The 20,540-nt window shown below is 72.6% G+C and carries 18 protein-coding genes; 11 read left to right on the forward strand and 7 right to left on the reverse strand.

Annotated elements, in window-relative coordinates:
• Nucleotides 1–40: 40 nt before the first annotated feature.
• Nucleotides 41–1,036, reverse strand: coding sequence for a spermidine synthase (locus POL25_RS13965; protein ID WP_272086487.1), 996 nt, complete (start codon nucleotides 1,034–1,036; stop codon nucleotides 41–43).
• Between the two features lie 79 nt (nucleotides 1,037–1,115).
• Here POL25_RS13965 and POL25_RS13970 point away from each other — a divergent pair, with 79 nt between their 5' ends.
• The 4 genes from POL25_RS13970 to POL25_RS13985 all read left to right on the forward strand — a co-directional run bounded on the left by POL25_RS13970 (nucleotide 1,116) and on the right by POL25_RS13985 (nucleotide 4,016).
• Nucleotides 1,116–1,565: a DUF4149 domain-containing protein gene (locus POL25_RS13970; protein ID WP_272086488.1), complete on the forward strand. Its 450-nt coding sequence runs from the start codon at nucleotides 1,116–1,118 to the stop codon at nucleotides 1,563–1,565.
• Between the two features lie 119 nt (nucleotides 1,566–1,684).
• Complete coding sequence (locus POL25_RS13975) at nucleotides 1,685–2,722, forward strand: hypothetical protein (RefSeq protein WP_272086489.1); 1,038 nt, start codon at nucleotides 1,685–1,687, stop codon at nucleotides 2,720–2,722.
• 133 nt (nucleotides 2,723–2,855) lie between these two features.
• Entirely contained in the window at nucleotides 2,856–3,584 is a 729-nt protein-coding gene (locus tag POL25_RS13980) for a sigma-70 family RNA polymerase sigma factor (RefSeq protein WP_272086490.1), read from the forward strand.
• Between the two features lie 18 nt (nucleotides 3,585–3,602).
• Nucleotides 3,603–4,016, forward strand: a complete 414-nt coding sequence (locus POL25_RS13985; RefSeq protein ID WP_272086491.1) for an anti-sigma factor family protein — start codon at nucleotides 3,603–3,605, stop codon at nucleotides 4,014–4,016.
• A gap of 73 nt (nucleotides 4,017–4,089) precedes the next feature.
• Here the strand turns inward: POL25_RS13985 and POL25_RS13990 are convergent, their stop codons facing one another.
• A complete protein-coding gene (locus tag POL25_RS13990) occupies nucleotides 4,090–6,354 on the reverse strand; it encodes an adenylate/guanylate cyclase domain-containing protein (RefSeq protein ID WP_272086492.1) in 2,265 nt (754 codons plus the stop codon).
• Nucleotides 6,354–7,475, reverse strand: a complete 1,122-nt coding sequence (locus POL25_RS13995; RefSeq protein WP_272086493.1) for a FecR family protein — start codon at nucleotides 7,473–7,475, stop codon at nucleotides 6,354–6,356. The genes POL25_RS13990 and POL25_RS13995 overlap by 1 nt, the downstream gene beginning before the upstream one ends.
• 292 nt (nucleotides 7,476–7,767) lie before the next feature.
• Here POL25_RS13995 and hisH point away from each other — a divergent pair, with 292 nt between their 5' ends.
• The 6 genes from hisH (at nucleotide 7,768) to POL25_RS14025 (ending at nucleotide 11,984) form a co-directional block, all read left to right on the forward strand.
• Nucleotides 7,768–8,388, forward strand: coding sequence for an imidazole glycerol phosphate synthase subunit HisH (gene hisH / locus POL25_RS14000; RefSeq protein WP_272086494.1), 621 nt, complete (start codon nucleotides 7,768–7,770; stop codon nucleotides 8,386–8,388).
• Nucleotides 8,388–9,110, forward strand: coding sequence for a 1-(5-phosphoribosyl)-5-[(5-phosphoribosylamino)methylideneamino]imidazole-4-carboxamide isomerase (locus POL25_RS14005; RefSeq protein ID WP_272086495.1), 723 nt, complete (start codon nucleotides 8,388–8,390; stop codon nucleotides 9,108–9,110). Before hisH ends, POL25_RS14005 begins: the two co-directional genes overlap by 1 nt.
• Entirely contained in the window at nucleotides 9,104–9,919 is an 816-nt protein-coding gene (hisF, locus tag POL25_RS14010; RefSeq protein ID WP_272086496.1) for an imidazole glycerol phosphate synthase subunit HisF, read from the forward strand. Before POL25_RS14005 ends, hisF begins: the two co-directional genes overlap by 7 nt.
• A 66-nt stretch (nucleotides 9,920–9,985) precedes the next feature.
• A complete protein-coding gene (hisIE, locus tag POL25_RS14015) occupies nucleotides 9,986–10,702 on the forward strand; it encodes a bifunctional phosphoribosyl-AMP cyclohydrolase/phosphoribosyl-ATP diphosphatase HisIE (RefSeq protein WP_272086497.1) in 717 nt (238 codons plus the stop codon).
• Nucleotides 10,703–11,141: 439 nt separating this feature from the next.
• A complete protein-coding gene (locus tag POL25_RS14020; protein ID WP_272086498.1) occupies nucleotides 11,142–11,738 on the forward strand; it encodes a glycerol-3-phosphate acyltransferase in 597 nt (198 codons plus the stop codon).
• A gap of 3 nt (nucleotides 11,739–11,741) precedes the next feature.
• On the forward strand, nucleotides 11,742–11,984 hold the full coding sequence (locus POL25_RS14025; RefSeq protein ID WP_272086499.1) for an RNA recognition motif domain-containing protein: 243 nt from the start codon (nucleotides 11,742–11,744) through the stop codon (nucleotides 11,982–11,984).
• Nucleotides 11,985–12,112: 128 nt separating this feature from the next.
• On the opposite strand, the gene POL25_RS14030 is transcribed toward POL25_RS14025, so the two are convergent.
• From POL25_RS14030 to hisS, 3 genes are all read right to left on the reverse strand, one after another.
• Nucleotides 12,113–13,216 carry a hypothetical protein gene (locus tag POL25_RS14030; protein WP_272086500.1) on the reverse strand — a complete coding sequence of 368 codons (1,104 nt, stop codon included), beginning with the start codon at nucleotides 13,214–13,216 and terminating at the stop codon, nucleotides 12,113–12,115.
• Between the two features lie 39 nt (nucleotides 13,217–13,255).
• Nucleotides 13,256–14,701, reverse strand: a complete 1,446-nt coding sequence (locus tag POL25_RS14035) for a sigma-54-dependent transcriptional regulator (protein ID WP_272086501.1) — start codon at nucleotides 14,699–14,701, stop codon at nucleotides 13,256–13,258.
• Between the two features lie 357 nt (nucleotides 14,702–15,058).
• Nucleotides 15,059–16,546, reverse strand: coding sequence for a histidine--tRNA ligase (gene hisS / locus POL25_RS14040; protein ID WP_272086502.1), 1,488 nt, complete (start codon nucleotides 16,544–16,546; stop codon nucleotides 15,059–15,061).
• A gap of 109 nt (nucleotides 16,547–16,655) precedes the next feature.
• On the opposite strand from hisS, the gene POL25_RS14045 reads away from it, so the two are divergent.
• Nucleotides 16,656–16,886: a hypothetical protein gene (locus tag POL25_RS14045; RefSeq protein WP_272086503.1), complete on the forward strand. Its 231-nt coding sequence runs from the start codon at nucleotides 16,656–16,658 to the stop codon at nucleotides 16,884–16,886.
• 165 nt (nucleotides 16,887–17,051) lie between these two features.
• Here the strand turns inward: POL25_RS14045 and ileS are convergent, their stop codons facing one another.
• On the reverse strand, nucleotides 17,052–20,324 hold the full coding sequence (gene ileS, locus POL25_RS14050) for an isoleucine--tRNA ligase (RefSeq protein ID WP_272086504.1): 3,273 nt from the start codon (nucleotides 20,322–20,324) through the stop codon (nucleotides 17,052–17,054).
• Between the last annotated feature and the right edge of the window lie 216 nt (nucleotides 20,325–20,540).

Consider the following 20,540-nt stretch of genomic DNA (forward strand, 5'->3'; position numbering starts at 1 on the left):
CAGACCATAGCCCGAGCGCCGGCCCGGCGGTAGGCGGCGCCTAGCGGTAGGTGCAGCCGCGCAGGCACGAGCCGTTGTTGCGCTCGGCGGCGGCGGCCAGGCTGTCGGCGGGGAAGTCGTCGCGCAGCACCTGGGCGCGCTCCCAGTCGCGGCGGACGTAGTAGCGGGCGCACAGGCCGAGCAGGTCGACGTCGTCGAAGCGCGGCTGGGCCCGGCGGGCGTTGGCGCGGAGCTCGTAGGGGCCGACGCGGGTCCTGGCGGCGCTGGCGACCAGAGTGGTTTGATTGCCGGCCTCGCTGAGGAAGCCGTAGCAGCTCGGGTAGACCGCGGCGATCGTCTCGCGGTCGTGCGGGTACATGCGCGTGCCGTTGTGGAGGTTGGCGACCGCGACCCCGCCGGCGGCGAGGCGCCCCAGGACCTCGCCGTGGAACTCGGCGGTCTTGAGGTGGGGCGGCACCTGGACCCCGCGGAACGCGTCGAGCACGATCATGTCCCAGCGCTCGGCCGCCGGCGCGCGCTGCAGGAACAGCCGCGCGTCGGCGACGTGGACGCGGTAGCGGGGATCTGCCGTGGGCACGCCGAAGAACGCCTGGGCCAGGCGCACCACCTCGGGGTCGATGTCGACGGCGTCGAGCTCGAGCCCGGGCATGCGCTCGTAGAAGTAACCGGGCAGCGCGCCGCCGCCGAGGCCGAGCACGAGGATCCGCCGCGGCTCGGGATGGACGACGAAGCCGGCCAGCATGGTGCGGAAGACGTCGAGGTCGAGGCTGCGTCGGTGCGCCGCGTCGATGCGGGTCTCGATGAACTGCGTGCCGTCGTCGCCGATGAACAGCATCGTCCGCACCGAGCCGCGCTCGACCACGCGCACGTGGTTGTAGCGCGAGCGGCCCTCGCCGAGCACGCGCTCCGCGTCGCCTGTCCCCGAGGACATGTGATTGCCCGGCCCGGCGGCTGCGGCCGCGCGAGACCCGAGGACGCTGCCGAGCCCGGTGACCGCCGCCCCGCCGAGCTGCTGGAGAAAGCCCCGCCGCTGCACCGCGCGACTGTAGCCCACCGCCCCGGTCGTCGCGCCGCAAACTTGGCCGCGCGCGCAGACCATGGCATAGGCCGCGGTCGTGAGACCCGCTGCCCTGATCGGCTTCGCCGTTGCCGCCCTTCTGCTCGGCGCGATCGTCGTCGGTTACTTCGTCGCAATCCCGACGCTGTCGGCCTCGCCGCTGCTCGACGCCAACCTCGCGCGCGCCCTCGCGGCCCCCCTCGGCCAGCGCCTCGCCGAGCTCGTGGTCGCCGCCAGCGTCGTGCTCGCGCTCGCCACCCCGCGGTGGATCGCCTCCCGGGCCGGCACCACCATCGCCCTCGTCCTCACCGCCGCCGCCCTCGCCCACCGCCTGCTGCTCGTGCCGCACCTCGACCGCCTGTGGGCCCGCGTCGACGTCGTGGCCGCTCGCCCGGTCGACGTCCTCGCCGAGGCCCAGCGCTGGAGCGACCATCAGCAGTGGCTGCTGCTGGCGATGTGTGTGCTCGTCCTCGCGCTGTTCGGCCTGGCCTCGCGCCGGGCCGTCTGACACCTTCTGCCTGGCCCCGATCTTGCTACGGCGAGGTGGCCCCCGCCGACATGCCCGAAACTCGCCGCGCTCTTCGCCCCTCGCTCGCCCTCTCTGGCCGCCGTGCTGGCCTTTCGGCCGTGTTCGCCGCCGTCGCGGTGGTTGTCATCCCGTCACGGGCGCAGGCCGCCCCGGGACTCGATGGCACGCGCAACCTCGGGATGGGCGGAGCGACGCGCGCCTCGTCGACCGGCTCGGGGGCCATGCTGGCCAACCCGGCCAACATGGGCTTCACGCGCCAGTTCTTGATCGATCCGGTCTACCAGGCCCAGGTCGAGAACAACACCCACGGGGTCGGCATCCAGGCGATGGACTCGCTGATGAACCCGCGGGTGGCCGTCGGCCTCGGCTACGTGGCCACGCTCGGCCTGCCCAACGTCACCTTCAAGGACGACCGCGGCGGCGATCATCAGATCGCGCTGTTTCACATGGCCCACGAGGTCGGCCTGCCGATCGCCATCAACGCGGCGCCCGGGTGGCTCGCGTTCGGCGTGCGGCCCAAGTTCCTGCAGTCGAGCCTGCGCTTCGTCGACGCCCAGGGTGATCCGCACGACGCCAAGAAGCAGCGCCTCGCCTTTGGCCTCGACCTGGCGATGACCGTGTCGATCCTGCAGTTCGCCAACGTCTCGGTGGTCGGCCAGAACCTGGTCGGCCCGGCGCCGCCGGCGACGTCGCTGAAGCTCGACCCGTACGTGGTCGCGCCCGACAGCCTCGGCCGCAGCCACGTCAGCCTGCTGTCCGACTTCCCGCGCACGCTGGCCCACGGCCTGGCGGTCTTCCCCACCCGCCAGAGCGGCTTCTCGATCAACTTCGACGGCCTCTACGACTTCACGTCGTTCCGTCACCAGGACAAGTACACGCGGATGATCTTCGCCGGCGGCGCCGAGTACACCATCAAGCGCGTGGTGCCGCTGCGCTTCGGCGGCTACTGGGACAGCCGCGGCCGCGGCAAGCAGGACGACCGCGGCTTCATCGCCTGCGGCATCGGCTTCGTCCGCGACGCGCCCAAGCGAGGGATCGGCTTCGACCTCGGGTTCGGGTTCTCGCGCCAGATCACCGGACCGAACCCCGAGACCCGCCTGGCGGTCAACCTCGGCATCCGCATCAATCCCCAGTAAAAGCCTCAGTAAAAGCCGCGACAAAGCCGGCCGGGGCCTGCGCCGGGCCCGCCTGCGCGCGCGGACGTGCCCGTGACGGACATTCGCACAGGAACCTTGCCCCGGCCCCGCGGTCTGGACGACAGTGAGTGGCGTGACCGACCCCGAGCGAGTGTACAGCGCCGAGGAGCTCGCCGCTGCCGCGCCGCCCGACGAGCCCGAGCCGGCGCCGGCTCCCGATGAGACGTTGACCCCGGAGCAGCGGGCCGAGAACGCCCGCCGCGCCGAGCAGGACCGCCGCGATCGCCAGCTCGTCCGTCGCCTCAAGCAGGGCGACGAGGCCGCGTTCCGCGAGCTGGTGCACACCTACCAGAACCGGATCTTCAGCCTCATGCTGCGCATGATCGGCAACCGCCAGGAGGCCGAGGATCTCGCGCAGGAGGTGTTCATCATCGTCTACCGCGCGATCGGCAACTACCGCGGCGAGGGTCGCTTCTACACCTGGCTCTACCGGGTCGCCAGCAACACCTGCAAGAACCGGATCAAGTACCTCAAGGGCCGCAACTTCCACCGCAGCCTCGACATCGACGAGACGCCGCAGGCGCAGATGCCCGCCGCCGAGACCGGCGCCGTCATCACCTTTCAGAGCCAGGTGCCCGGCCCCGAGGCCGTGACCGAGGGCATGCGCATGGAGAAGATCGTCCAGCGCGAGCTCGCCGCCCTCGATCCGGACCATCGCCTGCTCATCGTCCTCCGCGACGTGCAAGGCATGTCGTACCAGGACATCATCAAGATCACCGGCCTGCAGGAGGGCACGCTCAAGTCACGCCTGCACCGGGCGCGCCTGGCGCTGAAGGAGCGCCTGGAGCCGTTCATGCGCTGACGCGCCGAGGACCGTCGTATGGCCGAGCCCGAGACCGACAACGCCGAAGCGCTGATGAGCGCCTACCTCGACGAGGAGCTCGACGCCGAGGGCAAGAGCAAGCTCGAGGCGATGCTCGCGACCTCGCCCGCGGCGCAGAAGGAGCTGTCCGGCCTGCAGAACATGCTGCGGCTGGTCAAGGGCCTGCCCGAGGAGCAGGCCCCGCCCGACTTCTACGAGAAGGTCGCCAAGAAGATCCGCCGCCGCCGCTGGCTGCGCGGCGAGTACCTGATCGCGCTGGCCCTGCCGTTCCAGATCATCAACGTCCTCGTGATCCTCGCCGTCGCGGTCGTCTACATGATGCTCCACCTGGACGTCGACGTCGCCGGCCGCAAGCTCGAGCGCGACCCGACGGTCCAGCAGGCCAAGCCGCCCGCGACGCCTGCGCCTTAGGGCATGTTCTCCGGGGCATGTCCTCGCGGGCATGTCCCCGGGCGCATGTCCTCGCGGACAGCCGCCTTGGCGCTCACTTGTGGTGGAACACGGCCACACCGTCCCAGTCGGGCGGCGCCGCCTCGCCGAGGCCTTCCAGCCGCCCCAGGTGCAGGCGCACCACCGGGTCGTCCGGGTTCTCGGCGGCGAACGCCTGCCAGTGCGCGCGCGCGGCCGCGAAGTCGCCGGCGCGGAAGGCCGTCAGGGCCGCGCTCCAGCGGTCCAGCGCCGCGTACTCGGCGACGGCCCCGTCCGGCCCCGCCAGCAGCTCGAAGATCGCCACCGGTCGGCCCTTGCCCTTCACGCGCACCAGGTCGACCTCGCGGAAGCGGTAGCTCGGCGGCGCGGCGGCGCGGGTGCCGGCGCCGACCAGGCAGAACACCCCGTACGTCTTCGTCAGGCCCTCGAGGCGCGACGCCAGGTTGACCGCGTCGCCGCACACCGTGTAGTCGAAGCGGTCGGCCGAGCCCATGTTGCCGACCACCATGTCGCCGGTGTTGATGCCGACGCCGATCTGCAGCGCCTCGACCCCGAACTGGCGCAGCGACGGCTGCAGCCGGGCCAGCGCGGCGTGCATCGCCAGCGCGGTGGCGAGGCCGCGCGCGGCGTGGTCGGCCCGGGCCACCGGCGCGCCGTACACCGCCATCACCGCGTCGCCGATGTACTTGTCGAGGTAGCCGGCGCGCGCCATCACCTCCTGCGTCATCGGCGTGAGGAACGTGTTGAGCAGCGCCACCAGGTCCTCGGGCGACAGCCGCTCGGCCACGCCGGTGAAGTCGCGGATGTCGGAGAACAGCACCGTCAGCTCGCGCCGCGCCCCGCCGAGCCCGAGGGCCTTGGGGTCGGCCAGCAATTCGTCGAGCACCTCGGCCCCGAGGTAGCTGGAGAACGTCCGCCGCAGCCGCGCCCGCTGCAGCGCCTCGCCGGCGTACGCGGCCGCCAGCGCCGCCGAGCCCGCGACCACCGCGGCCAGCAGCGGCCACACCAGCGCCAGCCACAGGTGCATGCGCGTGAACGCCAGCGCCGCCGCGGCGACGTCGAGGCCGATCACCGCCAGCACCCCGGCGATGCGCGCGAGCGGCCCGGCCCGCAGCGCCGCGGCGAACAGCAAGCTGACCAAAAGGCCAGATATCAGCGTGACCAGGGCGTCGGTCAGGGCCGAGCTGCGGACCAGCGGGTCGCCGGCGAGGATCGTGTCGACGGCGGTGGCCTGCAGCTCGACGCCGGGCAGATCGCCGGCGAACGGGGTGCGGACGACGTCGTGGCCGAAGTAGGTCACGCCGAGCAGGACGATCTTGCCGCGCAGCAGCGCGTCGGCGCGGCCCTCGACGACATCGGCCGCCGACACCGTGGGGAAGGTCCCGGGCCCGCCGCGGAAGTTGAGCACCACCGCCTCGTCGGCGCCGAGCGGGACCCGGCGTGCGCCGATCTGCAGGCTCGCCTCGCCGCCGAGGAACGCCAGCTCGGCCCGCCCGAGGCCCTCGCGCAGGGCGACCAGCTGGACCGACAGCGGCGCGTAGGCGGCGTCGCCGACCCGCCAGGCCGCGGGGATCGTGCGCACCGCGCGGCCTGGGTCCTCCTCGACGGTGATCCCGCCGAGCGCCCGCGCCCGCGCGACCAGCTCGGGCAGCGACACCAGCCCCGCCTCGGCGATCCGGATCGGGGGCGAGCGCGCGTCCTGCTGGCCGTAGCGCCCGTGACGCAGCGTCGCCGGGTCCGGCAGAGGCCGCCCATCACCTGACTCTTGGGTCAGATGAATCGCCAGCGCCACGTTGCCCGCGGCCGCCACCGCGCTCGCCAGCTCGGCGTCGCCCGTCAGCTCGCGCGCGACCTCCCGCAGCAGCGCCTCGGCCTGGCCTTCGGGACCTGCTCCGACGGGCATGTCCTTTTCGACATGTCCCTTGATGCGGGCGCCGAGCTCCGGCGACAGCAGCTCCTCGGGGTCGACGTAGACCTGGTCGATGCCGATCGCCGCCGGCCGCGCCGCCGCCAGCGCGCGCACCAGCGCGGCCGTGCCGGCGCGGCGCTGGTAGAGCTCGGGCCGGCGCTCGAGCGTGGCGTCGTCGATGGCCACGATCACCACCTCGCCGGTGGTCGGGACCGGCCCGCGCCAGCGGAACCGCTGGTCGAGGCTGGCCCGCTCGAGCGCGTCGACCCACCGCACCCGCCAGCCCGCGCGCTCCAGACCGCACAGCAGGGCGATCGCCACGCTGAGCAGCCCGGCCAGCAGCGCCGGCGAGCGCAGCAAGGCCCGCCGGCGCGCGCCGGGCCGCGACGGGCTGGCCGGGGCGCCGCGCATCACCGCCTTACGTGCACGATCGCCCAGCCGTCGGCCACGCCGCCGACCCGCTGGTTCAGCAGCTCCCGCGCGCACGCCGGGGCCGGCTTGCCGCCGCCGAGCGCGACCTCCTTGACCACCCCGCCCACGACCTTGAGCCGCAGCTCGGGCCCCGCCACGCCGGGCAGCGCCTCGGCGACGCACTGCGCCAGCGCCTGCCGTCGCGCCTTGAGGGCCTCGGGCAGGCTGGTGCGCGTGACCCGGGTGTCGGGCGCCGTCTCGAAGATCCACGTGTCGGCCAGGTCGACCGCGGCCGACGACGACTCGGCCTCCGCGCTGCCGAGGCCGGGCGCGCCGCCGGGCGGCTCCTGGCTCGGCTCGGCCGGCCGCGACTCGGGGCTCTTCGTCGACGACTTCTTCCCGGGGCCCGCTGGCGACTGGGGCGGCGGCGCCGGGTCGGCCGGGCCGGCGAGAGCGTCGTCCTGATCGGTCGGCGGCGCCGTCGGGCGGTTCTTGTCCGCCGGCGCCTTGGCCTCGGTCTTGGGCTTGGCGCCGTCGAGGTCGTCGTTGTGGCCGCGCGTCGTCTCCGGCTCGTCGGTGAGCGGCGCCGTCGGCCGGTCCTCTGCTTCGGGCGCGGGCTCGGCGATGGATTTCGTCGGCGCCGGCGGGGCCTCTGTCCGGGTGACCGGCGCCGGCGTCTCGCCCGAGGCGCGGCGGGCGTTCCAGCCGGCGATGCGCTCGAGCCGGTCGGCCCCGCCCACGCGGGCCAGCGCCTCCGGGCCCAGCGCCCGGGCGAACAGCTCGGCCACGCTCTCGGCCGGCGGAGGGTCGTCGAGGTGGGCCAGCGCGCGCACCGGCGTCGCCTGGTCCTCCTCGAGCTTGATCACGTAGCCGCTCGCCAGCACCACCACCGCCAGCGAGCCGGGCGTGGTGATCACCGTGTCGCCGCGGCGCAGCGGCAGCTCCGGGCGCCCGGGCGTCTCGGCCCCCCCGGCGTCGCGGACCGTCACCGTGCCCTCGACCACCGCCAGGAGCGCCACTTCGGCGGCCGGATCTGCCACCGGCGCCGGCCCCGTCGCCGCGCTCGTGGCCGGCTCTCCGCAGCCCAGCAGCAGCAGCAGCGCCGCTGGAACCCCCCACATGCCTCGACGAGCCGTGACGCGCATCGTGCCTCCTGCCGCTCAGACGCGCCTATACCACGAAATCCGGCCACCTCGCGGCGCCGCGGCCCCGCGGCTGGCCACGAGGACAGCCGCCCATCGGGCCGGCGCGCGGCCCCGCCCATTTTCGCCGTGCGGGCGCGCGTGACCGCGAATTCGCCGCTTGACATTTCGAGTTCTTCGCGCCTCCCCCCCTCTACGTGGTTCCCTCGGGCGGCTCGCAAAAGCTCCGCGGAATCTTAGCGGACCTGTGATAAAAACCGGCTGTTCCCTCATGCCGCGCGAAGTCATCCTGGTCGACAGTCAGCTCGGGAACCTGGACAGCGTCGAGCACGCGCTCATCCAGGTCGGCGCCTCGGTGATCGTCTCCAGCGACCCGGACCGCGTCGCCACCGCGCGCATGGTCGTGTTCCCCGGCCAGGGCTCGTTCGGACCGACCACCCGCGCGCTGGTCGACGGGGCCATGGGCGCGGCCCTGCGCATGGTCATCGAGCGCGGCGACCCGTTCCTCGGCATCTGCCTCGGCATGCAGCTGCTGTTCGAGCAGAGCGACGAGGGCGGCGGCTTCGACGGCCTCAAGGTCCTGCCGGGCCGCGTGCGCCGGTTCCCGGCCGACATGCGGGCCGGCGACGAGCCCGACGCCGCGCGCCTGAAGATCCCCCACATGGGCTGGAGCGACGTGCAGCCGACCGGCGAGCACTTCTACTTCGCCCACAGTTACTACGTCGAGACCACCGACCCCAGCCTCGTGATGTGGTGGTGCCGCTACGGGAGCATCGAGTTCCCGGCCACCATCTCGCGCGGCAACGTGTTCGGCTGTCAGTTCCACCCCGAGAAGAGCCAGTGGTCGGGGCTCCGCTTCCTCCGCAGCTTCATCCTCGGAGGCCGCGCCTGATGCTGGCGATCCCCGCCATCGACCTGATGGGCGGCAAGGCGGTGCGCCTGCGCGAGGGCGACCCGCGGCGCGCCACGGTCTACGCCGACGACCCCGGCGCCGCGCTGCGCGACTTCCTGGCCGCGGGTGCGCGACGGATCCACGTCGTCGATCTCGACGGCGCCTTCGCCGGTCGCCCGGTCCAGACCGACCTCATTCGCGAGCTCGTCGGCATCGCCCACGCCGCGGGCGCCGAGGTCGAGGTCGGCGGCGGTCTGCGCGACGTCGCCGCCGTCACCGCCGTGCTCGACACCGGCGCCGACTACGTCGTGGTCGGCACCCTCGCCGTGCGCGACCCCGACGCGGTCTCGCTGCTGTGCCGCCAGTACCCCGGCCGCATCATCGTCGCCATCGACGCCCGCGACGGCCTGGTCGCCATGGCCGGCTGGCAAGAGCCGACCACCGTGCCGGCGCTGGCGCTGGCCAAGACCGCGGCGATCTGGGGCGCGGCGGCCTTGCTGCACACCGACATCGCCCGCGACGGCCTGCAGTGCGGGCCGGCCGTCGACGCCACCATCAGCCTGCAGCGCGCCGTCCCCAGCGTCCTCGTGATCGCCAGCGGGGGCGTCGGCTCGCTCGCCGACCTCGACGCCCTGCGCGCCGCCGACGTGCGCGCGGTGGTCCTCGGGCGCGCGCTCTACGAAGGTAGCTTTACGTTGGAGGAGGCCCTCGCTCGATGTTGAAGCGCCGTGTGATCCCCTGCCTCGATATCAAGAACGGCCGGGTCGTCAAGGGCGTCCATTTCGCCAACCTGCGCGACACGGGCGACCCTGTCGAGGCTGCGCGCGCCTACGACACCCAAGGCGCCGACGAGCTGTGCCTCCTCGACATCACCGCGACCACCGAGGGGCGTGACACCTTCGTCGACGTGGTCCGGCGCGTGGCCGGGCAGATCTTCACGCCGCTGACCGTCGGCGGAGGCGTGCGCCGCGAGGCCGACGTCCGCCGCCTGCTGGCCGCCGGCGCCGACAAGGTCGCGGTCAACAGCGCCGCCGTCGCCAACCCACTGCTGATCCGCCAGCTCGCCGACCGCTACGGCAGCCAGTGCATCGTCGTCGCCGTCGACGTGCGCCAGCTGAAGCCGCTGCCGGGCGAGACCGACCCGCTGTACGAGGTCGTGATCCACGGCGGCACCCGCTCGACGGGCCTCGACGCGGTGTCGTGGTGCGAGCAGGCGACGGCGCTCGGCGCCGGGGAGATCTTGCTGACCTCGATGGACAAGGACGGGACCCGCGACGGCTACGACCTGGCGATCACCCGCGAGGTGTCCAGGCGTGTGCCGATCCCGGTGATCGCCTCCGGCGGCGTGGGCTCGCTCGAGCACCTGCGCCAGGGCCTCGACCCCAAGGAGGGCGCCGCCGACGCCGCCCTCGCCGCGTCGATCTTCCACTTCGGCCTCTACACCATCGCCCAGGCCAAGCACTACCTGGCCGACCACGGCATCCCCGTCCGCCCGCAAGAGGCGCCGCGCGGGGTGCTCATCACCGGCTGACCGAACGGACATGTCCTCCGGGGCATGTCCGTTCGCACCTGGCCATTTGAACCTGGCGACTCGGACATGTCCCTCCAGACAGACCCCGCCGCGCTGTGGTCGACGCTGACGCCCGGCCCCGACGGCCTGGTCGCCGCGGTGGTCCAGCACTTCAGCACCGGCGAGGTGCTGATGCTCGGGCACATGAACGCCGAGGCGCTGGCGCGCACGCTGGCGAGCGGGCGGGTGACGTTCTGGAGCCGCAGCCGGCAGCAGCTGTGGGAGAAGGGCGAGACCTCGGGGCACACGCTCGAGCTGCGCGGGCTCGCGGTCGACTGCGACGCCGACGCACTGCTGGTCCGCGCCGCGCCGCGCGGGCCGACCTGCCACACCGGGGCGCCGAGCTGCTTCTTCAGGCCGGTCGGTGAGCCGGCGGCGCCCGGACCGAGCGCGGTGTTCGAGCGGCTGTTCGCCGAGATCTGCGAGCGCAAGGCCGGGCGCGGGATGACGAGCCGCGGCGGCAAGAGCTACGTCCGCGACCTCATCAGCGCCGGGACGCCGAAGATCGCCGCCAAGCTGCACGAGGAGGCCGGCGAGCTGGCCGAGGCGCTGGCCGAGGACGACCGCGGCCACATCGCCCGCGAGGCCGCCGACCTGCTGTTCCACGCCCTCGTCGGCCTGGCCCACCGCGACGTCCCGCTGGCCGACGTCGCCGCCGAGCTGGCGCGCCGCATGGGCCGCAGCGGCCTCGACGAGAAGGCCGCCCGCGCCCCGGCGGCGGGCCCCGACGGCCACGAGAGCTGACGCCGCGCGCGTCAGCCAGCGCTGCACCGATCGCCGCGCCCGCGCAGGCCGCTCGCGCCTCGTCGTCGCGTGCGCCGATCGCCGGGCCCGCGCGGGCCCAATTGCGCAGCCATCGCTGCACCGATCGCCGGGCCCGCGCAGGCCGCTCGCGCCTCGTCGTAGCGTGCGCCGATTTCCTCCGCCGTGGGCCGCGACCGTCGCGCCCGCTCGGGCGCTCGGGCCGCGGCGTGCGCGTGCGTGGGCGACTCTACCGCCAGCGACAGGCGAGCCGACCGCGACCGCGCCTGCGAGGCTGCTCGTGCCGATCCGTCGGCGAATCACCGCTCACCGTGGCCGCTGCGCGCGAGACCACGAGCGACGCGGCCCGCGACGAGCGCGACCCGGCCCCTCCGCGCTCTCCCGCGACGGCGCGGCGGAGAGCGGATATGCTGGGCGTGTCATGGCTCTGAGCGTCCTCGGGTGGTCTCTCTTCGCCTACCTCATCGCAGCGATCCCCATGGGCGTGGTGGTCGGCTATTTGCGCGGGGTCGACATCAGACAGCTCGGCTCCGGCAACATCGGCGCCACCAATGCGTCGCGGGTGCTTGGCGCGCGGTGGGGCCTCGTCGTGTTCGCGCTCGACGTCGTCAAGGCCTACTTGCCCGTCCGCATGGCCATGGACTCCGGCCTCGGCGACCTGCCGGACGCGCCGTCGGCACTCGCCTGGGTCGGTCTTGCGGCGACCCTGGGGCACATCTTCCCCGTCTATCTCGGGTTCCGCGGCGGCAAGGGTGTCGCCTGCGCGCTCGGGGTCTTCTCCGCCCTGTTGCCGGCCGCGGGCCTGCTGGCCGCGGTCATCTACGTGCAGACCCTCGCCCTCACCCGCGTGTCTGCGATCGGCTCGCTCACCGCCGTCAACGCCGCCGCGCTCCACATCTTGATCACCGATGCGCCGCCGGCCTACAAAGGGCTGGTCGTCGCGATCGCCGCGCTCATCTGGGTCCGGCACCGCGGGAACCTCCGCGAGCTCGTCCGCTCGCGCCGCGCCTCGCCCTGAATTATGCCCGCGCCCAAGTCTCGCACGCTCTACATCGGAGGCTTACCGCCCTCGGCCTCCCCCGAAGCGCTGCGCGAGGCCTGGGCCCGCTTCGGCGTCATCCACGACGTGCGCCTGATCCCCCGCCGCGAGCTCGTCATCGCCTACGTCACCTTCGCCGACGAGGCCGCCGCCCACGGCGCCCGCCGGGCCCTCGACGGCTCGACCTTCGCCGGCCACCGCCTGCGCGTCGAGTTCGCCATCTGACCACACGGACATGCCCTTGGGAGCATGTCCATGCGGTCATGCTCCCAAGAACATGCCCTCGGGGACATGTCCCAAGCGACAAGGCTCGCACCGTGCTGGAGCTATGGGTGAGCCAGGCGCTCGCCGCCTCAGGCCGCGCGCGACCACAGCGCCGCGTCGAGCTCGCCGCACAGGCGGACCGCCGTGGCCACCGGCGGCAGGCCGAGCGCGCGCAGGCCGGGCGCCTCGAACCCCGCCAGCGACGCCTGCAGCTCGGCGATCGCCGCCCGCCGGGCGGTCGCCACCGCCTCGCGGCCGGCGGCGTCGAGCTGTCCCATGAACCAGGCGTCGATCGCCCACGCCAGCTCGGCGTGGCGCGCCTCGTCGCCGGCGATCTCGGCGTACATCGCCCGCAGCGCGGGCGCGGCGGCGAAGCGGGCCTGATGCGCGGCGGCCAGCGCGGCCCAGGTCTCGCGCACGCAGCCCTCGACCGCGTTCTCGACCGCGATCGCCAGCAGCTCGCGCACCGCGAGGGCCGCGTGCGCCGGCGGCGTGACCTCGGCCCCGCGGGCGCGCGCCGCGGCGGCCACGACCTCGGCGTGGCGCACCTCGTCGGCGGCGGCGGCGTCGATGCGCGCCAGCAGCTCGGCCGGCGCGCCCCAGGCCGCCAGCTCGCGCGCGAGCGAGCGGAACGCGTGGACCGAGGCGGCCTCGTCGTGGGCCGCGCGCGCCAGCCAGGCCCCGGCGGCGTCGGCCTCGGCCCGTTCGCCCCGCGAGGTCACGCAGGCGTGGCGCCGACCCTCGCAGTAGGCCGGATACGTGCACGCGACGGTCACCTTCGTCGCCTCCTCGGTGACCTCGCACCCCAGCAGCTCCTCGAAGTCGTTGACCCGGGTCTTGCACACCAGCGCGCACGTCTCCGCCTCGGACAGCAGCTCACCCCCGGTGGTGCTCGTCTCGGTCGCGCTTCCGTCCCCGTCGGTCGTGCCCGTGCTCGCGTCCGTCGTGCCCGTGCTCGCGTCCGTCGTGCCCGTGCTCGCGTCCGTCGTGTCGGTGCCGGCGGACGTGGTCACCGCATTCGGATCCGGCTCGATGGGATTGTTCTTCTGAAACTCGGCGTACACCTCGGGGGTCAGCTCGACCTTTTCGGTGTACTTGGAGGCCTTGCAGCCGTGGACCGAATCGCCGCAGCCGGCCAAGAGGTTGGCGAACAGCGCAGCGAGGGGCAGCGACAAATAATGAGGCGAATGCATGCGGCCGAGCGTAGCAGCCCGTTCGCTGCGCGCCACGCTTCAGCCGCCGCGGGCGATGCCCAGCAGCTTCATCTTTTTATGAAGGTGTGTGCGCTCGACATCGAGGGTCTCGGCCGTCTTTGAAACATTCCAGTTCTGCTCGCTCAAGCGCTGGAGGATGAACGCCCGCTCGACCGAGTCGCGGAACGCCTTGAGCGACATGCCCGGAGGGACAGCTCCCTCGCCGAACTGGACCACCGCGTCGCCACCGACCGGCGCCCCGGCTTCTTCTTCTAAATCGCCGCGGATCTCCAGCGGCACGTCGCCGATGTCGATGTCGCCGTCGGACAGGATCGCGGTCCGCTCCATCACGTTGCGCAGCTCGCGGACGTTGCCCGGCCACGGGTAGGTCTCGAGCACCGCCTGGGCGGCCGGCGACAGCCGCTTGGGCGCGATGCCGTTCTCGTGGCAGGCCAGGTCGAGGTAGTAGCGGCACAGCAGCGCGACGTCGCCCGGGCGCTCGCGCAGCGACGGCACGGCGATCGGCACCACCGCCAGGCGAAAATAAAGGTCCTCGCGAAACTCGCCGGTGCCCACGAGCTCGCGCAGGTTGCGGTGGGTCGCCGCGAGCACGCGGACGTCGACCTTGATGGGCCGCTCGCCGCCGACCCGCATCAACTCGCCGCTCTGCAGCACGCGCAACACCTTGGCCTGCGCGTTCAGGTCCATGTCGCCGATCTCGTCGAGGAAGAGCGTGCCGCCGTGGGCCAGCTCGAACAGCCCGCGCTTCTGCGCGGTCGCGCCGGTGAACGAGCCGCGCTCGTGGCCGAACAGCTCGCTCTCGATCAGCTCGCGCGGGATCGCGGCGCAGTTGACCTTCACGAACGCCGCGGCCCGCCGCTCGCTGGCGTCGTGGATGGCCCGCGCCACCAGCTCCTTGCCGGTCCCGCTCTCGCCCTCGATCAGCACCCGCGCCCGCGTGCCGCCGACCTTGATCACCTGCCGCAGCAGCTCCTGCATCGGCCGCGACTCGCCGATGATCTCGCGCCGCGCCAGCGCCCGCAGGCTGCGCAGCTCGGCCTCGGTCTGGTAGTGACGCAGGGCGTTGCGCACGCTGACGATCACGCGGTCGCGCGCGAGCGGCTTCTCGAAGAAATCAAAGGCGCCGAGCCGGGTCGCCCGCACGGCGTCGGTCACGGTGGCGTGGCCGCTGATGAGGATGATGGGCAGCGGGGGCGTGCCGCCGCCGATCTCGCACAACTTCTCGAGCAGCTGCAGGCCCGACATGCCGGGCAAGCAGACGTCGACCATGACGACCTGGATCGGTCGCTGGCCCTCGGGACCCTCGACGAGGGCGCGCTGGATCATCGCCAGGCCGTCCTCCGCGCTGTCGGCGTCGAGCACGGTGGCGCCCTCGCCCTCGAGCACCATGCGGAGCGTGCGACGGATGTTGCGCTCGTCGTCGATGACGAGGATCGTCCCGTCCAGGGCCGTGGTCTCGCTCATGCGGGCCCGATCCTAGCACCGCCGGCGGCGGCCTCGCCCCGCCCGCGAGAGCGCCCGCGACGACCGCCAGCGACGGTGTCGCTTTGAAGTGCGCGGCGCCCGCAGCGTGGCTCGCACCGCGAATCTCGAATCATCGCGCGGCGCGTCGTCGCTCCGCGCTCGCAGCAGCCTCTCTGCGCACGCCGCGGTCTGCTCGAACTCACCGCGCAAGCAGCGAGCTGCGGGTCCTCGCCTCGCTCGCGCGTGGGCGTCGCGCCTCTACGGGCGCTCGCCCACGCTGCGAACGGAGTCACTGACGCATCGCTCGCGCGTGGGCGTCGCGCCTCTACGGGCGCTCGCCCACGCTGCGAACGGGAGTCACTGACGGATCAGCGCGCGCACTGCTTCGCCGGCGCCGTCGAGCGCGACGCGCTCCTGCGTGCCGCTGGCCAGGTGCTTGAGCGTGACCTGCCCGGCCTTGAGCTCCTCGCCGCCGACGATCGCCGCGACGGGGGCCTTCACGCCGGGCGCGTCGGCGTACTGCAGCTGCTTGCCGAGCTTGGCGTCCTCCGGGAACACCTCGACCTTGAGGCCCTGCCGGCGCAGCGCGTGCGCCACTCGCAGCGCCTCGACCCGCGGCGTGCCCTCCATCCAGCACAGCAGCACGTCTGGCCCGATGGACAGGTTGGGGAACATCCCGCGCTCCTCCATGACCACGAGGATCCGCTCGAGCCCGAGCGAGAACCCGACCGCCGGCACCTGCTTCTTGCCGAACATGCCGACCAGTTCGTCGTAGCGCCCGCCGCCGCCGAGGCTGCCCGCGAGGTCCGGCACCGCGATCTCGAAGATCGCGCCGGTGTAGTAGCCGAGCCCGCGCGCGAGATCGAGGCTGATCTGGACGTGCGGCCCCGCCGGCGTCGCCGCCAGCAGGTCGAACAGCTCGTCCAGCTCGTCGAGCGCCTTGAGCCCGCGCTCGTCGGTGATCTGCTTGCGCACCCGGTGGATCGGCGTCTTCACGCCCTGGGCGATCTGGTTGAGATCGAAGCCGAACAGCGCCTCCCCGTCGGCGGTGAGCACGAGCATCATCAACTTGTTGGCCGCCTCGGTGCCGATGCCCCGCGTCGCCAGCTCGGCGAGCACGCCGCCGTGGCCGAGCTTGTCGAGCTTGTCGAGCGCCACCAGAGCCGCCGCCTCGTGGGCCAGGTCGATGCCGGCGTGGTGCATCATCGCCCGCAGCAGCTGGCGGTGGTTGACGCGGATCTTGAAGTCGGTGAACCCGAGCGCGTGCAGCACCTCGGCGACCGCGCCGCACACCTCGGCCTCGGCGACCAGAGAGCTCGTGCCGGTGACGTCGACGTCGCACTGGTAGAACTCGCGGAACCGGCCCTTGCCCGGGCGATCGGCCCGCCACACCGGCTGGATCTGGTAGCGCTTGAAATACTTGGGGAGGTCGTACTGCGCCGCCACGCGGGCCAGCGGCACGGTGAGGTCGTAGCGCAGCCCCTGGTCGGCGAGCTGCCCCTCGTAGGCCCGCACGTCAGCCCGCGACTCGCGGTTCGCGTCGTCGCCCGCCGCCGCGCGCGCCTCGTCCGAAAGCCCGGCCACCAGCTTGGCCCCCGCCTCGAGCCCGCGCTGGAGCGCGTCGCGCCGGTGCAGCAGGCGATACAGCAGCTGGTCGCCCTCCTCGCCGTACTTGCCGAGCAAGGTGCTGAGGTTCTCGATCGCGGGGGTCTCGAGCGGGACGAACCCGTAGCTGCCGTAGATCCGGCGGACCACGTCGATGACGTGCTGTCGCCGCGCGATGTCGGCGGGCAAGAAGTCACGCATGCCGCTCGGCGGCTTGGTGGAGAGCTTGGGGGCGTTCATGAGGTAGCGGAGGCGCAGCGGTCGGCTCGCCCGCTCATTGCCATGCCAGGACTGTGCCGCCGGCGCAAGACCGTCGCGCCCCGCGCGGTTGTGTGCCAAACAGGAAGCCGTGGGGCCCCGATCGAACCAGCCGCGCGAGCCGCCCCGCGTTTTTCACCCGGTCAGCGACGACGTGGGCCAGAGCGGCCTGCAGTGCTCCGTGATCCACCTCCTGCTCGACCTGCTCGGCGATTACTTCGCGGCCAGGCAGCGCGAGGTGTTCGTCGGGGCCAACCAGTTTTTTTACTACCGGCAGGGTGACCCACGCTCGGTGGTCGCGCCCGACGTGAGCGCCGGCTGAGAGACCTGGGAGCGGCGGGCAACGGGCCGAGCTGGCCGCGATCCGCGGCGGCTGAGCTGCCCTTTCAGCCAGGTCGATTGCCGTGAGGTCGCCGCGCGGCCTGTCCTTCAAGACATGCCGCAACGGCGACCCGACAGACCTGGCCTTTCAGCCAGGCCCGCAGGCTCACGCCTTTGTCAGCGTGATCGCCACCGGCTCGTCGTCGATCGTGTCCTCGAGGACATGTTCGCCCGCCAGCGCCGTCTCCGGACCTACCACTTGCAGCGCGTCCGCGCGGGTCTCGCTGCGGATCTCCGCCGCGTGGGTCGCGTCGGCCAGGGCTGCCGCCAGCTCGCCGCTGCAGCGGAAGGTCACCACGATGCGCTCGTTCATCTCGAGGTCGTGGTCGCGCCGGAGGTCCTGCACGCGCTTCGTCAGCTCGCGGGCCAGGCCCTTGCGGCGCAGCGCCGGGGTCTGGGTGGTGTCGAGCACCACCGTCACCCCGGCCTCGTGCGCGACCACCAGGCCCGGACGCGGCGTGCGGGTCAGCAGCACGTCCTCGAGGCCGAGCGCCTCGCCCTCGACCTCGACGCGGCCCTCGGCGAGGAACCGGCGCAGGGCCGCCTGGTCGAGCGTCTGCACCGCCGCCGCGACCGCCTTCATCTTGCCGCCGAGGCGCTTGCCCAGCGTCTTGAAGTTGGCCTTGGCGCCGAGCTCGACCAGCGCGCTGTCGTCGGCCGAGGCCGCGACCTCCTCGACGTTGAGCTCGCCCTTGAGCTCCTCCTGCACCGCCGGGTCAGCGAAGCGGGCCAGCTCCTCCGCGCGCTCGTGCACGATCGTCAGCCGCGCCAGCGGCCGGCGCACGTTGATGCGCTCGCGCTCGCGCAGGCCGAGGCCGAGGCCGACGACCTGGCGCTGGGCCGCGACCTCGCGCTCGAGCGCCTCGTCGCGGGCGAACGCGGCGGCCTCGGGGAAGCGGGTGAAGTGCACGCTCTCCTCGCCGGCCGCCGCCAGGCCCGCGTCGACCACCAGCCGCTGATAAAGATGCTCGGTGAAGAACGGCATCACCGGCGCCATCGCCCGCGCGATCGTCACCAGCGCCCGGTAGAGCGTCGCGTAGGCGCGCTGCTTGTCGACATCGGCCGGGTTGTTGGCGCGCCAGTAGCGACGCCGGCCGCGGCGGATGTACCAGTTGTTGAGGTCGTCGCAGATCTCGAGGAAATGCGGGACCAGGTTGGACAGCTCGTAGGCCTCGTACTCGCGGGTGAGGTTGTCGAGGAAGCCGCCGACGCGCGAGGTGATCCAGCGGTCGAGCGGGTGCTCGAGCGGCTGCGCCTCGAGGTCGGCGGCCGTCGGCGCCCAGCCGTCGGCCAGCGCGTAGGTGGTGAGGAAGTAGTACGCGCTCCACAGCGGCAAGATCGCCAGGCGGACCGTGTCCTTGACGCACTCGCCGGTCAGGTCGTTGGCGTCCCGGCCGAACTTCATCGGCTCGCCGCGGACCACCGCGCTGTTGATCAGGTAGGCGCGCAGGGCGTCGGCGCCGAAGCTGTCGATCACGCCCGCCGGGTCCGGGTAGTTCTTGAGCCGCTTCGACATCTTCTTGCCGTCGGCGGCGAGGATCAGCCCGTTGACGATCACGTTCTTGAACGCCGGCCGGCCGAACAGCGCAGTCGAAAGCACGTGCAGGGTGTAGAACCACCCGCGGGTCTGATCGAGGCCCTCGGCGATGAAGTCGGCCGGCAGGTTGTCCTCGACGTAGGCCCGCTTGTCGGCGTCGAACGGGTAGTGGTTCTGCGAGTAGGGCATGCTGCCCGACTCGAACCAGCAGTCGAAGACCTCGGAGATCCGTCGGTAGGTGCCGCCGCCCGGCGCGGGCCAGCGGATGCCGTCGACGTTCTCGCGGTGGAGGTCGACGAGGCTGCCGGGGTCGAGGCCGGCGAGGCGCTCGAGCTCGCCGACGCTGCCGATGCAGATCATGTCCGCGGGGTCGCGATCGTTGCGCCACACCGGCAGCGGCGTGCCCCAGTAGCGGTTGCGGCTGAGGTTCCAGTCGCGCGCGTTCTCCAGCCAGTTGCCGAACCGGCCGCTGCCGACGTGCTCGGGGACCCACCGGATCTTCTTGTTGTTGGCGACCAGCTCGTCGCGCATGCCCTCCACGCGCATGAACCACGTCGAGAGCGCCATGTAGATCAGCGGCTGCTCGGTGCGGTAGCAGTGCGGGTACGGGTGGACGATCGTGTCCTGGTCGACGACCTTGTGCTCGCGCTTGAGGCGGTCGACGATCGGCTTGTCGGCGTCCTTGACGAACAGGCCGGAGAACTCGCCGACGCGGTCGTCGAAGATGCCCGAGAGGTTGACCGGGCAGACGATCGGCAGGCCGTTGGCCTGGCCGACCTGGTAGTCGTCCTCGCCGAACGCCGGGGCCTGGTGGACGATGCCGGTGCCGCTGTCGGTCGACACGTAGGTCGCGCCGAGCACCTTGAAGCACCAGCGCCCGCCGTCAGGCCGCTCGCGCAGCTCGGCGAAGAACGGCAGCAGCGGCGCGTAGGGGCGGCCGACCAGGTCCTTGCCCTTGAGGCGCGCGAGCTCCTCGGTGGCGCCGACGCGGCCGCGCTGCTGGTAGTCGGCGAGGCGACCGGGCTCGAGGTACGCGACCTCGCCGGTGTCGACCACGCGGACTTTGACGTAGTCGATGTCGGGGTGGACCGCGAGCGCCAGGTTGCTCGGCAAGGTCCACGGGGTCGTGGTCCACGCCCACAGGTTCGCGTCCTCGTCCTCGAGGCGGAAGCGGACCGTGAGGCTCGGGTCCTGGCGCCGCTTGTGGCCCTCCTTGCGGGTCACCGGGTCCTTCTCTTGCGGGCCCTGGGCGACCTCGAAGTTGGACAGCGGGGTGCCCAGCGCCGGCGACACCGGCTGGACGCGGTAGCCCTCGTAGATGAGGCCCTTCTGCCACAGCTGGCCGAAGCACCACCACACGGACTCCATGAACGTGAAGTCCATGGTCTTGTAGTCGTCGCGGAAATCGACCCATCGGCCCATGCGACCGACGACCTTCTCCCACTCGGAGGTGAAGCGGAGGACGCCGGCGCGGCAGGCCGCGTTGAACTGCGGCACGCCGTAGCCCTCGATGTCCGCCTTGCCGTGGAGGCCGAGCTCGCCCTCGACGAGGCTCTCGATCGGCAGGCCGTGGCAGTCCCAGCCGAACCGGCGCTCGACGCTCCGCCCGCGCATGAACCAGAACCGCGGCACGATGTCCTTGATCGTGCCGGCCAGGAGATGGCCGTAGTGAGGAAGCCCGGTGGCGAACGGCGGGCCGTCGTAGAACACGAACGCGGGCCGGTCCGAGCCGTCGGCGCGCGTGGTGGTGCGCAAACTCTTGCCCTCGATGTCCCCGTCGCGCCAAAATTGGAGGATCTCCTGCTCGAGGCGCGGGAGGTCGAGCTGCGAATTGGGCCTCAAGAACGGGGAAGCGGGCTTCGGGGCGGACATACGGCCTGACTGCCTGCATGGCTCGCCCGCGGCCACAGGTCAAGTCCCCGCCGCGGGCGCGGCGAGGACGCCCTGCGCGCCGTGAAACCCGACCGGCTTCGGACCCGTCTCAGGCAAGCCTGCCGCGACGTTGTCGACACGCTCACGGCTGGGTATCCTGTCCCTCACCCCTCGCGAGGCCCTCCG

This window comes from Nannocystis bainbridge (assembly GCF_028368995.1).
Classification (GTDB): domain Bacteria; phylum Myxococcota_A; class Polyangia; order Nannocystales; family Nannocystaceae; genus Nannocystis; species Nannocystis bainbridge.

What these genes read in the sequence shown, in the direction of transcription:
- POL25_RS13990 (WP_272086492.1), bottom strand. Translation starts at nt 6,354, where the DNA reads ATGCGCGGCGCCCCGGCCAGCCCGTCGCGGCCCGGCGCGCGCCGGCGG.
- POL25_RS14020 (WP_272086498.1), top strand. Translation starts at nt 11,142, where the DNA reads ATGGCTCTGAGCGTCCTCGGGTGGTCTCTCTTCGCCTACCTCATCGCA.
- POL25_RS14035 (WP_272086501.1), bottom strand. Translation starts at nt 14,701, where the DNA reads ATGAGCGAGACCACGGCCCTGGACGGGACGATCCTCGTCATCGACGAC.
- hisS (WP_272086502.1), bottom strand. Translation starts at nt 16,546, where the DNA reads ATGAACGCCCCCAAGCTCTCCACCAAGCCGCCGAGCGGCATGCGTGAC.
- hisIE (WP_272086497.1), top strand. Translation starts at nt 9,986, where the DNA reads ATGTCCCTCCAGACAGACCCCGCCGCGCTGTGGTCGACGCTGACGCCC.
- POL25_RS13985 (WP_272086491.1), top strand. Translation starts at nt 3,603, where the DNA reads ATGGCCGAGCCCGAGACCGACAACGCCGAAGCGCTGATGAGCGCCTAC.
- POL25_RS13995 (WP_272086493.1), bottom strand. Translation starts at nt 7,475, where the DNA reads ATGTGGGGGGTTCCAGCGGCGCTGCTGCTGCTGCTGGGCTGCGGAGAG.
- POL25_RS14030 (WP_272086500.1), bottom strand. Translation starts at nt 13,216, where the DNA reads ATGCATTCGCCTCATTATTTGTCGCTGCCCCTCGCTGCGCTGTTCGCC.
- POL25_RS14025 (WP_272086499.1), top strand. Translation starts at nt 11,742, where the DNA reads ATGCCCGCGCCCAAGTCTCGCACGCTCTACATCGGAGGCTTACCGCCC.
- POL25_RS14005 (WP_272086495.1), top strand. Translation starts at nt 8,388, where the DNA reads ATGCTGGCGATCCCCGCCATCGACCTGATGGGCGGCAAGGCGGTGCGC.
- hisH (WP_272086494.1), top strand. Translation starts at nt 7,768, where the DNA reads ATGCCGCGCGAAGTCATCCTGGTCGACAGTCAGCTCGGGAACCTGGAC.
- hisF (WP_272086496.1), top strand. Translation starts at nt 9,104, where the DNA reads ATGTTGAAGCGCCGTGTGATCCCCTGCCTCGATATCAAGAACGGCCGG.